The sequence below is a fragment of the Enterobacter cloacae complex sp. P6RS genome (genome assembly GCF_014982245.1).
GTDB lineage: Bacteria > Pseudomonadota > Gammaproteobacteria > Enterobacterales > Enterobacteriaceae > Enterobacter > Enterobacter bugandensis.
Map to the genome: position 1 here is coordinate 186,911 of NZ_JADCLB010000018.1, position 16,378 is coordinate 203,288.

General features: G+C 54.2%; 14 protein-coding genes. 10 read left to right on the top strand and 4 right to left on the bottom strand.

Annotation, left to right across the window (positions count from 1 at the left end):
• Nucleotides 1-3 precede the first annotated feature (3 nt).
• The gene (glk, locus tag INF73_RS12290) at nucleotides 4-969 is read left to right on the top strand and encodes a glucokinase (RefSeq protein WP_193542816.1); all 966 of its coding nucleotides are present in this window, start codon (nucleotides 4-6) and stop codon (nucleotides 967-969) included.
• A gap of 38 nt (nucleotides 970-1,007) precedes the next feature.
• On the opposite strand, the gene INF73_RS12295 is transcribed toward glk, so the two are convergent.
• Nucleotides 1,008-1,739, bottom strand: coding sequence for a LytTR family DNA-binding domain-containing protein (locus tag INF73_RS12295; RefSeq protein ID WP_028013980.1), 732 nt, complete (start codon nucleotides 1,737-1,739; stop codon nucleotides 1,008-1,010).
• A 1-nt stretch (nucleotide 1,740) separates the two neighbouring features.
• Entirely contained in the window at nucleotides 1,741-3,447 is a 1,707-nt protein-coding gene (locus INF73_RS12300) for a sensor histidine kinase (protein ID WP_041908832.1), read from the bottom strand.
• A gap of 386 nt (nucleotides 3,448-3,833) precedes the next feature.
• On the opposite strand from INF73_RS12300, the gene alaC reads away from it, so the two are divergent.
• A complete protein-coding gene (gene alaC / locus INF73_RS12305; RefSeq protein ID WP_193542819.1) occupies nucleotides 3,834-5,072 on the top strand; it encodes an alanine transaminase in 1,239 nt (412 codons plus the stop codon).
• 50 nt (nucleotides 5,073-5,122) lie between these two features.
• Here the strand turns inward: alaC and ypdK are convergent, their stop codons facing one another.
• Complete coding sequence (gene ypdK, locus INF73_RS22280; protein ID WP_099458937.1) at nucleotides 5,123-5,194, bottom strand: membrane protein YpdK; 72 nt, start codon at nucleotides 5,192-5,194, stop codon at nucleotides 5,123-5,125.
• Between the two features lie 358 nt (nucleotides 5,195-5,552).
• Nucleotides 5,553-6,473, bottom strand: coding sequence for a kdo(2)-lipid IV(A) palmitoleoyltransferase (lpxP, locus tag INF73_RS12315; RefSeq protein WP_193542821.1), 921 nt, complete (start codon nucleotides 6,471-6,473; stop codon nucleotides 5,553-5,555).
• Nucleotides 6,474-6,485: 12 nt separating this feature from the next.
• Here lpxP and INF73_RS12320 point away from each other — a divergent pair, with 12 nt between their 5' ends.
• The 8 genes from INF73_RS12320 to tssH all read left to right on the top strand — a co-directional run bounded on the left by INF73_RS12320 (nucleotide 6,486) and on the right by tssH (nucleotide 16,368).
• Nucleotides 6,486-6,623 carry a hypothetical protein gene (locus INF73_RS12320; RefSeq protein WP_162196518.1) on the top strand — a complete coding sequence of 46 codons (138 nt, stop codon included), beginning with the start codon at nucleotides 6,486-6,488 and terminating at the stop codon, nucleotides 6,621-6,623.
• 643 nt (nucleotides 6,624-7,266) lie between these two features.
• Nucleotides 7,267-7,764: a type VI secretion system contractile sheath small subunit gene (tssB, locus tag INF73_RS12325; RefSeq protein WP_193541847.1), complete on the top strand. Its 498-nt coding sequence runs from the start codon at nucleotides 7,267-7,269 to the stop codon at nucleotides 7,762-7,764.
• Between the two features lie 32 nt (nucleotides 7,765-7,796).
• Entirely contained in the window at nucleotides 7,797-9,341 is a 1,545-nt protein-coding gene (tssC, locus tag INF73_RS12330) for a type VI secretion system contractile sheath large subunit (protein ID WP_193541844.1), read from the top strand.
• A gap of 18 nt (nucleotides 9,342-9,359) precedes the next feature.
• Complete coding sequence (gene tssK, locus INF73_RS12335) at nucleotides 9,360-10,697, top strand: type VI secretion system baseplate subunit TssK (RefSeq protein ID WP_193541842.1); 1,338 nt, start codon at nucleotides 9,360-9,362, stop codon at nucleotides 10,695-10,697.
• Nucleotides 10,694-11,347: a type VI secretion system protein TssL, short form gene (gene tssL, locus INF73_RS12340; protein WP_193541840.1), complete on the top strand. Its 654-nt coding sequence runs from the start codon at nucleotides 10,694-10,696 to the stop codon at nucleotides 11,345-11,347. Before tssK ends, tssL begins: the two co-directional genes overlap by 4 nt.
• Nucleotides 11,348-11,350: 3 nt before the next feature.
• Nucleotides 11,351-13,075, top strand: coding sequence for an OmpA family protein (locus INF73_RS12345; RefSeq protein WP_193541838.1), 1,725 nt, complete (start codon nucleotides 11,351-11,353; stop codon nucleotides 13,073-13,075).
• 5 nt (nucleotides 13,076-13,080) lie between these two features.
• Complete coding sequence (gene hcp, locus INF73_RS12350; protein ID WP_023325816.1) at nucleotides 13,081-13,572, top strand: type VI secretion system effector Hcp; 492 nt, start codon at nucleotides 13,081-13,083, stop codon at nucleotides 13,570-13,572.
• A gap of 159 nt (nucleotides 13,573-13,731) precedes the next feature.
• Entirely contained in the window at nucleotides 13,732-16,368 is a 2,637-nt protein-coding gene (gene tssH, locus INF73_RS12355; RefSeq protein ID WP_193541836.1) for a type VI secretion system ATPase TssH, read from the top strand.
• Nucleotides 16,369-16,378 lie beyond the last annotated feature (10 nt).

The window sequence follows — 16,378 nt, forward strand, 5'->3', positions numbered from 1 at the left end:
AGAATGACAAAGTATGCTTTGGTAGGCGATGTGGGCGGCACGAACGCGCGTCTCGCATTATGCGATGTAAGTAGCGGTGAAATTTCCCGGGCGAAAACCTACTCAGGGCTGGATTACCCAAGCCTTGAGGCCGTTGTTCGCGTCTATCTGGAAGAGCATCAGGTGAGCGTCGAAGACGGCTGCATCGCCATTGCCTGCCCGATAACCGGCGACTGGGTCGCAATGACCAACCATACCTGGGCATTCTCCATCGCAAAGATGAAAAAGAATCTCGGTTTTGCGCATCTGGAAATCATCAATGACTTCACCGCGGTGTCCATGGCGATCCCGATGCTGAAGCCGGAGCACCTGATTCAGTTTGGCGGCGCTGAACCGGTCGAGGGCAAGCCGATTGCGGTTTACGGGGCCGGTACCGGCCTGGGCGTGTCTCACCTGGTGCATGTTGCTCAGCGCTGGGTGAGCCTGCCGGGTGAAGGCGGCCATGTGGACTTTGCGCCAAACAGCGAAGAAGAGGGCATTATCCTCGAAGAGTTACGCGCGGAGATCGGCCACGTTTCCGCCGAGCGCGTCCTGTCAGGACCGGGGCTGGTGAACCTGTATCGTGCGATTGTGAAATCGGACGGTCGTCTGCCGGAAAATCTGCAGCCGAAAGACGTCACTGAACGCGCGCTGGCGGACAGCTGCATCGACTGCCGTCGCGCTCTTTCGCTGTTCTGCGTCATTATGGGACGGTTCGGCGGCAACCTGGCGCTGACGCTGGGCACCTTTGGCGGGGTCTATATTGCGGGCGGGATCGTGCCGCGCTTCCTCGACTTCTTTAAAGCCTCCGGTTTCCGCGGCGGGTTTGAAGATAAAGGGCGTTTCAGAAGCTACGTACAGGACATTCCCGTTTATCTCATCGTGCATGATAACCCAGGCCTGCTGGGTTCGGGTGCCCATCTGCGTCAGGTTCTCGGTCAAATTCTCTGATGTATCATTACCCTCTCCCGCGGGAGAGGGCTCTTTCGTTACAGGTGCATCAGCTGGCGGAATTCTTTCACTTTGCTGCGGCTCACTGGCACCTGAAAATCCAAATCCTTAAGGCGCAAAATATAGGTGTTGTTAAACCACGGTTCGATCTCGCGGATCTTATTTAAATTGACGCAAAACGAACGGTGGCAGCGGAAAAAGTGGGCTGCCGGAAGCTTGCTGCAGAATTCGGTAATGTTCATCGCCATGACATACGATTCCCGCCGCGTATAGACAAACGTCATCTTTTCGTGCGCTTCGGCGTAGTAGATATCGTTGACCGGGGTCACGATGATGCGCTCATCTTTGACCAGATTAATGGTGTCGTTTTCCCGTATCGTCGGGCTGGCGGTAGCCGGAGCGCTCTGTTGCTGCCATGCGGCCTCCAGCTTTTGCAGCATGCTGACAATTCGCGACTCCTGGTAAGGCTTCAGAATATAGTCAAATGCCTCCAGCTCGAAGGCTTCTACGGCATGCTCTTTCCATGCGGTAACGAACACAATAAACGGCTTATGGGCAAACTGATTGATATTTTGCGCCAGCAGCACGCCGTCCAGCGAGGGAATATTGATATCCAGAAAAATCGCGTCAACCCGGTTATGCTGCAGAAACTTCAGCACGTCCAGACCATCATCAAACGTACCCACAATCTCCATCTGGCTGTGGGTTTTGATAAGCCAGGTTAGTTCCTGTTGAGCCAGGAATTCATCTTCAACGATGATGACTTTCATATTACTCACCCTGAGGTAATAAAGATGTCGCCGCATGAACAGGGGAGCGCTCATTCGGGACGTAAAAAGCGATTTCAGTGCCTGGTTCAAGACGATGAATATGCAGCCCGTCGCCGTAGAGAAGCTTGACTCTGTGGTGCACGTTCAGCAGCCCGATTTTATTCCCGGGCATCTCGTTAGACTCCACGCGCTCAATGACTTTTGGGTCAATCCCGTGGCCGGTATCGCGTACCGCAATTCGTACCCGGTTGCCGCTTTCGGTGATGCTGATGGTGACCACACCTTTGCCTTTACAGGGCTGAATACCGTGAACAATCGCGTTTTCAACCAGCGGCTGGATCAGCAGGCTCGGGATCACGCAGTTGACCTCTTCATCAATATCGTAAATCACCGTGAGCTTGTCGCCAAAGCGCGCCTGCTCAATCGCGATATAGTCTTTGATCTGATAAAGCTCTTTTTTAATGTCGATCTGCTCGTCATCTTTCAGTTCGATGTTGTAGCGCAGATAGCGCGACAGGTTAAAAATCAGCTGGCGCGCGGTGTCCGGATTCAAACGAATGGAAGAGGAGATAGCGTTGAGCGCGTTAAACAGGAAATGGGGATTAATTTTGCTCTGCAGCGCGCGCAGCTCTGCCTTATTTGCCATCTCACGCAGCTGTTCTGCCCGGGAGACCTCAAGCTGAGTAGAGATAATCTGCGACAGGCCAATGGCCATCTCCTGCAGCGTGGAGGTGATCTGATGCGCGTGGCAGTAATAAATTTTCAGCGTGCCCGTTACAACGCCTTTTTCCCATAGCGGGATCACCAGCATCGAGTGAATTTCCGGCGTTCGGTGAGCTTCATCATTGTTTTTAATGATGATTTTTCCGTAGTTAATCGCCTGTCTGGTGGTCGGACTAATGGTGTCATCACTGTCGCGATAGTTGTGTTCTCCAACGCCTACGTAGGCCAGCACGTGGTCGATATTGGTGATGGCGACGGCGTCAGCGTGAATGTCGTGGCGGATAATCTCGCAGACCTGGCGCAGCGACTCCGCGTTAACGTGGCGAAAGAGCGGCAGCGTTTTGTTGGCAATATCCAGCGCCAGCTTGGCCTGACGGGCGGCGCTGGCCTCTTTTTCCCCTTCAACGCTCTGCACCAGCAGCACGATAAAACCGATGCAGACGCTGCCCAGGATCATAGGAATACCGATTTTCGAGACGATATCCAGCCCCAGCGCGGTGGTGGGTGCCCAGACGACGACCAGGATCATGGTCAGCGTTTCGCACACCATGCCCGCAGCAATCCCGGCGCGCCAGCGCTGTTTTTTGGGGATTTTGCGGCCGATCCAGCCGGAAAGCACCCCGGCGATAATGCTGGTGATAAAGCATGGCACTGCCGTTACGCCACCGATATCAATCAGGTAGCGATGGGTCCCGGCAATCACGCCGGTGATGACACCCACCCACGGGCCAAACAAAATTCCGCCGGACATGACGGCGATAATGCGCACGTTAACCAGCGAACCCTCTACCGGCACCCCGGACCAGGTGCTAAACAGTGCGAACAGAGAAAAGATGGCGGTAACGGCCAGCAGCTCTTTCGGCGAGTGTGCGGATTTATGCAAAAGCTCGCGAAACAGGCGAATGCGAATCAGGAAGAACAGGCAAATCAGCATTAATGCCGCACGGTCAAAAACCGCCAGCAGCATAGTGAATATCTCGTGCACGGAGCAGACCTGGGCAAACGGGAAAGAACCATGATAAAAAACCTGGGGCGTATTGACCAGCTATCCGTCGGGTTTATCAAATGAGGAAAAACCATAGTTTACAAAGGGGATTGTCAGGTGAGGATTGATGCTACCCGATTTTTTCTCAGCGCCAAATCACCAGGTAACTGTTTTGATATCATTGTGTTAAATAACGGCTAACGGAAAGCCAATATCAGAACCCTGCTTTCACTTTCATGTATTGGAGTGTTCCGGTTTTCACGCGGACGCTTTTTTTTCATTTCCCTCTCGACAGCGTGATTTTTTTCAGGTTATTTTCTAAGCACGCCACATCGGTGGCAGCGTCGCTCGGACGGTCCGGGCGCTAACGTTAATCTGAGGAATCTATGGCTGAATTCAGTCCTGAACGCCGTTTTACGCGTATCGATCGTCTCCCCCCTTATGTTTTCAATATCACTGCAGAACTGAAGATGGCTGCGCGTCGGCGCGGCGAAGATATTATCGATTTCAGCATGGGTAACCCTGACGGCCCAACGCCACCGCATATCGTTGAAAAGCTCTGCACGGTTGCCCAGCGCCCGGATACGCACGGCTACTCAACCTCGCGCGGTATTCCCAGGTTACGTCGCGCGATCTCGCGCTGGTATCAGGATCGTTATCAGGTTGATATCGATCCTGAAAGTGAGGCGATTGTCACCATCGGCTCGAAAGAAGGGCTGGCACATCTGATGCTGGCCACGCTGGATCACGGTGATACGGTGCTGGTACCCAATCCTAGTTACCCAATCCATATCTACGGCGCGGTGATTGCCGGGGCGCAGGTGCGCTCTGTTCCGCTGGTGGAAGGTGTCGATTTCTTTAACGAACTGGAACGCGCCATTCGCGAAAGCTACCCGAAACCCAAGATGATGATCCTCGGTTTCCCGTCGAACCCAACGGCGCAGTGCGTGGAGCTTGATTTCTTCGAGAAAGTTGTCGCTCTGGCCAAGCGTTATGACGTGCTGGTGGTTCATGATTTAGCCTACGCCGATATCGTCTATGACGGCTGGAAAGCCCCGTCGATAATGCAGGTTCCGGGCGCGCGTGACGTGGCGGTGGAGTTCTTTACCCTGTCGAAAAGCTACAACATGGCGGGCTGGCGTATTGGCTTTATGGTGGGTAACAAAACGCTGGTAAGTGCACTGGCGCGCATCAAGAGTTACCACGATTACGGTACCTTCACGCCGCTGCAGGTTGCCGCTATTGCCGCTCTGGAGGGCGATCAGCAGTGCGTTCACGACATTGCTGCTCAGTATAAGCGTCGCCGCGACGTACTCGTAAAAGGGTTATATGAGGCTGGCTGGATGGTAGAGATGCCGAAAGCGTCCATGTACGTCTGGGCGAAAATTCCGGAACCGTACGCAGCGATGGGTTCGCTGGAGTTTGCTAAAAAGCTGCTGCAGGACGCGAAGGTGTGTGTGTCCCCGGGCATCGGCTTTGGTGATTATGGCGACACCCACGTGCGCTTTGCTTTAATCGAAAACAGCGACCGTATTCGTCAGGCGGTGAGGGGCATCAAGAGTATGTTCCGGGCCGATGGCCTGCTCTCAGCAAAGAGCGTTGCTGAAAACCCCGTGTCCTCATGACAAAAAAACAGGAGCCAAATGGCTCCTGTTTTTTTGACTGCATGTTCTCACTAGATCATCAGGGCAAAGGTTCCGGCCCAGACTAAAACGATCACCGAAATGCCCATAAAGAAATATTTCACGTTTCATCGCTCCGCGTATCTTGTGGTACGCATTTAAAAACAGAGTCCAACTGATTATAGAGAACTGAAATCCCGGCTAAACAGAAATGAGAATTTTCCCGTTACGCCGATGACTCCCGCTCAGAATTCTGTGCTTTCCTGGTGCCAGACGGCGCTAATGTACGCTTAAAAATGAGGGGTGACAAGAGGGATTTTTTTAAATAATTTCCGCCACTTACGAGTGTCGTGGAACGGCGACAGTTTGATTTCACAGCGCAATAAATTCACTTTGGGCGACGCCATCAAAGACGGTTTTGCAGTGAGATGACAGGTGGTTGAAAAGGCTAGTTTCTTAGCGAAACTAACCTTCATACAGGGCTTAAACATAGAGGGAGGCTTCACCAAGAGGACGCGTTTTGAAACGGCGATGCATCCAGAGATATTGCTCCGGTGCGCGCATGATTTCACTTTCGATGACCTTATTGATAAACGCTGCCGCTTCACACTCGTTTTCCGGATAGTTAGCCATTTCCGGAGAGATATGCAGACGGTAGCCTGACTTATCCGCTTTTCTCACCATCGTCACGGTCAGCATGGAGGCACCTGACAAACGCGAAATGACGAAAGTCCCGTTGGTCGTCGCTACATCCTTCACGGCAAAGAAGGGGGCAAAGCTGCTGCCTTTGCGTCCGTAATCCTGGTCAGGAGCAAACCAGACGGCCTCACCTTTCTTCAGGGCGCCAACCATACCGCGCAGGTTGTTACGGCTGATCATCGCTTTATTGGAACGCATGCGGCCTCGCGTCTGAACCCACTCCATCAGTGCACTGTTGTGCGGTCTGTAGGTTGCCATCATTGGCTGACAAAGGCCCATCACGCGCCCGCCCAGCTCCAGCGACATAAAGTGCACGCCAACAACCATCACGCCGCGTTTTTGCAGCTGAGCGCGTTTAAGGTTGTCCAGTCCTTCTACATCAAACCACTTGCGGACGCGTTCATCCGGCCAGAACCAGGCCATGCCGGTTTCAAGCAGCGCCATGCCGATGGATTTAAAGTTTTCAGAGATCAGTTTCTCGCGTTCTTCAGCATTGTACTGAGGAAAGCAAAGCTCGATGTTTTTACGCGCGATAGATTCGCGACGCTTCAGGAAATAGCGGGATGCGCTGCCCAGTTTCGACCCCAGCATACGCAGCACAGGGTAGGGGAGTTGTACCAGCAGCCAGAGAACGCCAAGACCAAACCATGTAAACCAGTAACGCGGGTGTAAAAACGCGCGTTGAAATTTGGATTGAGACAAAATAGTGAAACCTATGTGAAGCCTGTAAAGGTAGCGCAGCGTGTGCGATACGACGTGCCGATAAGACCGTTCTTCAAGGTGATGGTTGCAGGCTTTACCGAACTTTACGGCGTTACCTGGCCACTGCTGATTTGGGTGGGCGGCGTAATGTAGCACCGTTATACGTTATGTGCTATGACTCGTTTTTGATTAAAAAAGCGACGATCCAGGAGGTGTTTGATTTTACAGATTTTATAAACAGCCGCATTGAGAGCACCCCTCCTCCTTGCGCGGCGAGCAGAAGCCTTTGTGCAAGGATAAAATCAATTCACGAACAAGCACGGTATTAATGATTGACGACTCGTTAAGTATCCGGAAATGAATTTTTTACTACATATAATAAATAAGAATTTTCATAAGGAAAAATCTTATATATTATTCATGCCATCAATAAAATATTCACTTTTCATACTTTTTCGTTTCTTCTTATTTTACGTTCCTCAATAGCTTCTTTCAGTTAATTCATGCTTTTTTGACAAAGTGTCGTGATGCAAATCAAAATAAGTTGTTTTTATTAGTATCTCACTGGTTGCGATCCTTTTAACGATATAAATATTTGGTTTGCGCGAAAAGAGTAGTTTCTTTTTCTGGCTTGGCAGGGCATTACACAATAATAGTTTAGCAGAAAATTCTTAAGAAATTTCTCATTGCGGGTTAATGATCTGCGTATTTGATTTTGTGTCGATCATTATTCTATGATTGCGCATCAAAGCGATACCGTGAAGTTGGCATAGCAAAACCAAAGAGGGATGATGAGATGGCTGACAGTTTTCAGAATGAAGTGCCTAAGGCACGTATTAACCTAAAGCTTGACCTGCATACTGGCGGAGCAAGCAAGAAAATGGAATTACCATTGAAATTGCTTGTTGCGGGTGATTTTAGTAATGGGCAGGACACAGCGCCAATATTTGAGCGCGAAAAGGTTAATGTCACGAAGAACAATTTTGATAGCGTTCTTTCCGAATATTCCCCAAAAGTTAATCTGACCGTTAAAAATACGCTGGCTGATGATGGCGGTGAGGACAACATTCAGCTGACTTTCCAGAGCATGAAAGATTTCACGCCAGAGCAGGTGGCTGCTCAGATACCGCAACTGAAGGCGATGCTGGCGATGCGCAACTTGCTCCGTGATTTGAAAGCCAACCTTTTGGACAACCAGACTTTCCGAAAGGAGCTGGAAAAAATCGTTCTTGACCAGTCGCTTAGCGCTGAGTTGCGAAATGAATTATCCGCACTGGCGTCAAAAAAATCGTAACCATCAGGCTGTTTTAACGGATTAATCAAGGAATGCTCATGTCTGTACAAAATAATATTACTGGCGGTGAAAGCGTGGTGCTGGAGCGCCCAGCAGCGGGTGGGGTTTACGCTTCCCTGTTTGAGAAAATCAATCTGAGCCCGGTGTCTGAGCTGAGCGCGCTGGATATCTGGCAAGATGCGCAGGCGATGTCGGATGCCACCGCCGATGAACGTCTGACTGCAGGTATGCAGGTCTTTCTGGAGTGTCTGACCAAAGCAGGCTCGAAAGTCGAAAAACTGGATAAAAGCCTGATTGATCACCATATCGCTGAGCTTGATTTTCAGATCAGCCGCCAGCTGGACGCTGTAATGCACCATGATGAATTTCAGGCGGTTGAGAGCCTGTGGCGCGGGGTGAAGTCGCTGGTGGATAAAACCGATTTTCGCCAGAACGTGAAAATTGAGCTTCTGAGTATGTCTAAAGAAGACCTGCGCCAGGACTTTGAAGACTGTCCGGAGGTGATCCAGAGTGGTCTGTATAAACACACCTACATCGACGAATATGATACCCCGGGCGGCGAGCCGATTGCGGCGCTGATTTCCGCTTACGAGTTCGATGCTTCAGCTCAGGATGTCGCTCTGCTGCGCAATATCTCTAAAGTCTCTGCTGCGGCACATATGCCGTTTATTGGCTCGGCAGGCCCGAAATTCTTCCTCAAGGATTCAATGGAAGACGTTGCGGCGATTAAAGATATTGGTAACTATTTCGACCGCGCAGAGTACATCAAGTGGAAATCGTTCCGCGATACGGACGACGCGCGCTATATTGGCCTAGTGATGCCGCGCGTGCTGGGACGCTTACCGTATGGCCCGGATACCGTTCCGGTTCGCAGCTTCAATTATGTCGAAGAAGTCAAAGGTCCGGATCACGACAAATACCTGTGGACCAACGCATCGTTTGCTTTTGCGTCCAACATGGTGCGCAGCTTTATCAATAATGGCTGGTGTGTACAAATCCGTGGGCCACAGGCTGGTGGTGCGGTTCAGGACCTGCCTATCCATCTGTACGATCTCGGTACTGGCAATCAGGTAAAAATCCCGAGCGAAGTGATGATTCCTGAAACCCGTGAATTCGAATTCGCGAATCTGGGCTTCATTCCTTTGTCCTACTACAAAAACCGCGACTACGCCTGCTTCTTCTCGGCTAACTCCACGCAGAAACCGGCGCTGTATGACACCGCAGATGCAACGGCGAACAGCCGCATCAATGCGCGTCTTCCGTACATCTTCCTGCTGTCGCGTATCGCCCACTACCTGAAGCTGATTCAGCGCGAAAACATCGGAACCACTAAGGATCGCCGACTGCTTGAGCTGGAACTGAATACCTGGGTCCGCAGCCTGGTGACCGAAATGACCGATCCGGGCGATGAACTTCAGGCGTCTCACCCACTGCGTGACGCGAAAGTGGTGGTGGAAGATATTGAGGATAACCCGGGCTTCTTCCGCGTGAAATTGTACGCTATCCCGCACTTCCAGGTGGAAGGGATGGACGTCAACCTGTCGCTGGTTTCCCAGATGCCGAAAGCAAAATCGTAAGGTAAGGGGTGATCAGGGATGAAAATTTACCGCCCACTTTGGGAGGATGGGGCCGCTCTGGCCCCGCAACAGTTCCAGCAGCAGGTCCGCTGGAGTGAGCACGTTGCCAATATGGTCGCCCGGATGGGTATTTCTCATCCCTGGGGCGTGGTTGCAGCAGAGTTTGATGATGCTGCACTTGCGCTCTCGCGGCTGAATGCCATCCGTCTGGTCATACGTTTCCAGGATGGCACAATCGTTGATACGGACCTGGCGGATAATATTCCGCCGGTTTGTGATTTGTCTGCCGCAAACGGCGCTGAGGCTGTTGAGGTGGTTGCCGCATTGCCACTGCTGAGTGCCAGTGGTGGCAACCTCGATAATGGACAGGACAGTGAACGCCCCCGTCGCTGGAAAGCAGAACGTGTGGTGGTGCAGGAACTTGCTGGTCATGAAAGCGGGGAACTCGCCATTCTACGTAATGCGCTCACCCTGCGTCTGTCCAGCCAGGAAAACACGGCATACCTAACCTGTCCGGTGACCCGTCTGGTACGTAATGCTCAGGGGAAGTGGGGCCGTGATCCTGCTTTCATTCCCCCGATACTTTCCGTTTCTGCAAGTCCGTGGCTGACCACAGAACTGGGGGACCTACTGGTTCGTCTGCAGGTCCGCCGCCGTCGCCTGATGGCCATGCGCCGTGAAAGCAATGAGCGGATGGCAGACTTTGCTGTCGCGGATGTCTCCCTGTTCTGGCTGCTGAATGCCCTGAACAGTGCCGAGCCGGTGCTGATTGAACTGCTTCAGACGCCTGAGCGCCACCCGGAACTGTTGTATCGCGAACTGACCCGTCTGGCCGGCAGCCTGCTGACTTTCTCACTTGAGCACGACGCCAGCGATATTCCTGCTTACCAGCACGATGCACCGGAACGAGTATTCCCGCCGCTGCTGGCACTGCTGGACAAACTACTGGAAGCGAGCCTGCCGTCGCGGGTAATAAGTATCCACCTGGAGCATCAGGACCAGATCTGGAAAGGTGCCCTGCACGACGCACGTCTGCGCGAAGGGGCGGACTTCTATCTCTCAGTACGCTCTTCCATGCCGAACCATGAGCTTCAGACTAAATTCCCGCAGTTGTGTAAAGCGGGCAGCTTCGATGATGTTTCGGATGTGGTGAATGTGGCTCTGAGTGGGATGCTGATTAAGCCTTTGACGCATGTTCCGGCCGCTATCCCGTTGCGCCTTGAGAACCAGTATTTCTCGCTGGATCTGAGCAGTGAGGCGGCTCGCGCAATGCTTGAGATGGGCTGTTGCACCTTCTATACCCCACGCTCGTTGGGGGATGTTGATCTCGAACTCTTTGCGGTGCTGCGTACATGAATAAATCTGAACTCAGTCAGATAGAACATATCTTCTACCCGGGCTGGCTGATGGCCAGCCAACTGCGGAGTTGTCAGGAAGTGCGTGACGGGGAAGGGCTCTATCGCCGTGCCTGCGGTCTGGTTCGGGAGGCGAAAGCTGCGCTCACGGAGGCAGGTTACAGCGACATCAGCCGTGACCATATGGTGTATACCCTTTGTGCACTGCTTGATGAGAGCGTGATGAACCGAGGAACCACCGATGATGGTTACCTGACCTGGCGCCGTGACCCGCTGCAGGCACACTTCTTCGGTACCCTCAATGCTGGTGAAGAGCTGTGGGAACGGATCCGCAACCTGCTGAAAGAAACTGCCCCTGATACCGCCGTCCTGACCTGTATGTACCGGACTCTGCAACTGGGGTTCGTGGGTCAGTATCGCGCTCAGGATGATGAGCGTCGGGAAGATATTGTTCGCGCTCTCGCAGAGCGGGTGCCCGCCTTCACATTGGCACAGGATGCCCCCATTGTTGTGCGCGCATCACGCCTGCGTAGCGGTCGTCGCTGGTACTGGTTGAGCTGGGTAGTGGCCGCCGTCGCTCTGACTGCGCTCTGGTTTTTCCTTTCGTCTTCGCTTACCGGGCTGGTAAGCCAGATTGTCAGGCCGGGGTAAGTGATGCGGGATACGTACCGAAGTCTGTTAACTGCTCTGGGTGCAGTTCTGGCGTTGTGGCTCATTCTGGGATTCTGGCCACTGTCCACGGGCAGCCGTCTGGCACTCGGTCTTCTGGTTGCTCTGGTGGCCGGAGTTATTTTCTGGTGCCTGCGTCGGGATTCTCTGGCGCGGGCAACCGCTGTTCGTGAGATTGTGGATGAAAGCCTGCCGCCGGAAGATTTTCAGGGGGCGGTAATCTTTGTCTGTGGTGATAACGCTCCGCTCTTTATGTCCGGAATCCGTCACCGGGAAACCCGGCAGGGCTGGTATCTGTGGGTAAAGGACGCAGAGCAACTACCGCTCTTTGCGCAGCACCTGAGTTTGGTGCGCCCGGCTCTGGTGTCGCAAATCTCGGTCATGCTGGCGGTGGTGCCTGAGCAGCACAAATCCGGTGATGATTTTACCCAGTCTCTGCGGGGCTGGCAGCGTGCTGTCGTCCAGTGCCGCGCAGCATTTGGCTCCATCCCTCCACTGTGGACCGTAACCTGGGTATCACCACCGTCGGCGTGTGCGGAAGCCGAGCCTGACTGGTTTACCACGGTAAACCAGCGGAGCGGTATTCAGGTATATCAGCCTGGCCAGGGCCATGTGTCACTGACGGAGTGGGCCCGGGAGGCTGGAACAGACGGACGTCTTTCCCGTCTGAGTCAGGGCCTGTGGCTGGACAGTCTGCTTGCCTGGCAGAATAGCGCGGTGAATGACTTGTTGTCGGTACGGCGGGGGGAGTTACCCGTGATGAAGCCCTGTGTGCAGGGCATGTGCATGGTGCGGGTGAACGGCATCGTGGGCAATCTCTGGCAACAGCACATTACCTCCGTGACGGCGCTGCCACCGGATGTGGTCGTGGCCACAGAGCCACTGCCGCTACCAGAACTGCTGTTGCCTGCGCTACCACGCCGACATGGTGTCAGCCGTAGGATGGTGTTCTGGGGTTATGCCGGTCTACTCGGGGGTATTTTCCTTGCGCTGGCGATGCTGGCGTCCTGGGTGAATAACCAGCGCCTCATCCGTAACGTTGGAGATCATCTTGCGTTGTATCACCAACTGAGCGGTAAGCCAGTTGAACCGAAACTGCATGCGCAGCAGCGTCTGCGGGCTGATGGCGCATTACTCGACGACTGGCTGCGTCGTGGGGAACCACTGCGTTATCGCCTGGGGCTGTATCAGGGGCTGCGTCTGGTTCCGCTCGTTGAGGCCGCTCTCAGCGACTGGGCACCTCCGCCACCGCCTCCACCGGTCATTAAGAAAATCATTCAGGGGCCGAAAACCATTCGCCTCGACAGCATGTCGCTGTTCGATTCCGGCAAGTTCGAGCTGAAAGCAGGCTCCACCAAAATGCTGGTGAATTCACTGGTTGGCATCAAAGCGAAGCCAGGTAGGCTGATTGTCGTATCAGGGCATACCGATAACACCGGCAATCCGCAACTGAACCAGACGCTGTCTCTGAAGCGTGCCGAAGCGGTGCGCAGCTGGATGCGTGACACCGGCGACGTGCCGGAAAGCTGTTTTGCGGTGCAGGGCTATGGCGAAAGCCGCCCTGTCGCAACCAACGACACCCCGGAAGGGCGTGCGCTTAACCGCCGTGTCGAAATCAGTCTGGTACCGCAGGCAAGTGCCTGTCAGATACCCGGCAAACACCCGGCGCCATCGCAGGATGATGGCGTCTCAGAAAATAAAACGGAGTAATTAACATGGCAATTCCTGTTTATCTTTGGCTGAAGGACGACGGCGGCGCGGACATCAAAGGGTCTGTGGACGTTCAGGATCGTGAAGGCAGCATCGAAGTGGTCGCTCAGGAACATAATCTGTACATCCCGACCGACAACAACACCGGCAAGCTGACCGGCACCCGCATCCACACGCCGTTCCTGTTCACGAAGGAAATCGATTCCTCCAGCCCGTATCTGTACAAGGCGGTGACCACCGGTCAGACCCTGAAATCCGCTGAGTTCAAGTGGTACAAAATCAACGACGCGGGCCAGGAAGTGGAGTACTTCAACACCAAACTGGAAAACGTGAAGGTAGTGAAGGTGAATCCTGAAATGTATGACATCAAGGATCCATCTAAAGAGAAGCACAACCACCTTGAACGCGTTGAACTGCGTTACGAAAAAATCACCTGGACCTACAAAGACGGCAACATCATTCATTCCGATTCCTGGAACGAACGCGCCACCGCGTAATCCTGATGCGGGCAGGTTTTTCCTGCCCGCAGTTTTTTGCTGAGCGCCTGAGACGCGGGCACTCAGCAAAGAAAAAACAATCTGCCTGCCTGACCTTATGCGCTTTGGTGAACAGCGAGGGGCGGTAGCGTGTCCAGGAACCGACAAAGAGAGAATCTCATGGAAAATCCAGCCATCCTGTTACGTCGTCTGAACCCTTACTGCGCCCGCGCGATGGAAGGAGCGGCATCGCTCTGCCAGACCCGTGCCCATGCCGAAATTCTGCCGGAGCACTGGCTGCTGAAGCTGCTGGAGCAAGGCGAGGGGGATCTCACTGTGCTGGCACGCCGCTACGAGTGGGATATGGATGGCATCTGGCAGGATCTGCTCGGCTGGCTGGATAAACAACCTCGCTCCGTGCGCCATCGGCCCCAGCTCTCAGAAGACATCCAGACCCTGATGCAGCAAGCCTGGCTACTGGCCTCACTCAATGGTGAAGAGCACATTCGCAGCGTCCATCTGCTGATGGCGCTGGTGGAAAAACCAAAACTGGCTCGTTGTGACGGCCTCTGGCCGTTGTTAACGCTTGGCCAGAGCCAGTTGGAGCGCCTGAGACCGTTGCTGGATGCGCAATCGGATGAGCGTCCGGAAATGCAGCGCGAAGCTGAGCTGTCACAGAACCACGGCGGTGAAGTGGAGTTTGTCGGGCGTCCGGCTGGTGAGGAAATGGAAGAGGGGGAACTGAGTCCTGCACTGCAGAACGCGCTGGACAAATTCACCCTTGATGTCACCGCCAAAGCGAAGGAAGGAAAGATCGATCCTGTGTTTGGCCGTGACACAGAAATCCGCCAGATGGTAGACATCCTCTCTCGTCGCCGCAAAAACAACCCGATTCTGGTCGGCGAGCCGGGTGTGGGGAAAACCGCACTGGTTGAAGGTCTGGCATTGCGTATTGCCGAGGGCAATGTGCCTGAATCCCTGAAAACGGTCACTCTGCGTACCCTCGACCTGGGCCTGCTGCAGGCCGGTGCTGGCGTGAAAGGTGAGTTCGAACAGCGGCTGAAAAACGTCATCGACGCGGTGCAGCAATCCCCGTCCCCGGTCCTGCTGTTTATTGATGAAGCGCATACCATCATCGGCGCAGGCAACCAGGCAGGCGGCGCCGATGCAGCGAACCTGCTGAAACCAGCGCTGGCGCGTGGTGAACTGCGTACCATTGCGGCCACCACCTGGAGTGAGTACAAGCAGTATTTTGAACGCGATGCCGCACTGGAGCGCCGCTTCCAGATGGTCAAAGTGGACGAGCCGGATGACGACACCGCCTGTCTGATGCTCCGTGGTCTGAAATCCCGCTACGCCGAGCACCATAATGTGCACATTACCGACGATGCGGTTCGCGCGGCAGTTACGCTTTCTCGCCGCTATCTGACGGGCCGCCAGCTGCCGGACAAGGCGGTTGACCTGCTCGACACCGCCGCAGCGCGCGTCCGCATGAGCCTCGACACCGTGCCGGAGCAGCTGACCTGCATTCGCTCGCAGATCACTTCTCTTGAAATGGAGAAGCAGGCACTGCTGGAAGATATTGCTGTCGGCAATCAGAGCCATGGTGAACGCCTGACCGTCATTGAGCAGGAAGAGAACGATCTTATCGTTGCTCTCGACGAGCTTGAAACTCAATACGGGCAGGAACTGAAACTCACCGAACAACTGCTGGAAAGCCGCCAGGACATCTCCCGTCAGAGCGAGACGCACGCGCTGCAGCAGGAACTGCACGGCATGCAGCACAGCAACCCGCTGCTCTCGCTAGATGTGGATGTGCGCACCGTTGCCAATGTGATTGCTGACTGGACAGGCGTTCCGCTGTCATCGCTAATGAAAGATGAGCAGACCGAACTGCTTACCCTGGAAGATGAAATTGGCAAACGTGTGGTCGGGCAGGATGTGGCGCTCGCGGCCATCGCCCAGCGTCTGCATGCGGCAAAAACGGGTCTCACCTCCGAGAATGGCCCGCAGGGCGTATTCTTGCTGGTGGGCCCGAGTGGGGTGGGAAAAACCGAAACCGCGCTTGCGCTGGCCGATGTCATGTACGGCGGCGAGAAGTCGCTAATTACGATTAACCTCTCAGAATACCAGGAGCCGCATACGGTTTCCCAGCTGAAGGGCTCCCCTCCGGGCTACGTTGGTTATGGCCAGGGGGGGATCCTGACCGAAGCCGTGCGCAAGCGACCGTACAGCGTGGTGCTGCTGGATGAAGTGGAAAAAGCCCACCGCGACGTGATGAACCTGTTCTATCAGGTGTTTGACCGCGGCTTTATGCGTGATGGCGAAGGGCGTGAAATCGACTTCCGCAATACGGTTATCCTGATGACTTCGAACCTCGGCAGCGACCACCTGATGCAGCTGCTGGATGAACAGCCGGAGGCCAGCGAAGGCGATCTTCACGAGCTGCTGCGTCCGATACTGCGAGACCACTTCCAGCCGGCGCTGCTGGCCCGCTTCCAGACCGTGATTTACCGTCCGCTGAAGGACGCGTCCATGCGTACCATCGTGGAGATGAAGCTCGCCCAGGTCAGTAAGCGCCTGAACCGTCACTACGGCCTGACTACGTACATTGATGAGAGCCTGTATGATGCGCTGACCGCCGCTTGTCTGCTGCCGGACACCGGCGCGCGTAACGTGGACAGTTTACTCAACCAGCAGATTCTGCCGGTGCTGAGTCAGCAGCTGTTGACTCATATGGCCGCGAAGCAGAAAACACAGTCGTTACATCTGAGCTGGAGCGAAGAAGAAGGCATCGGCCTGTTATTTGATGAATAATAGAGGTAGA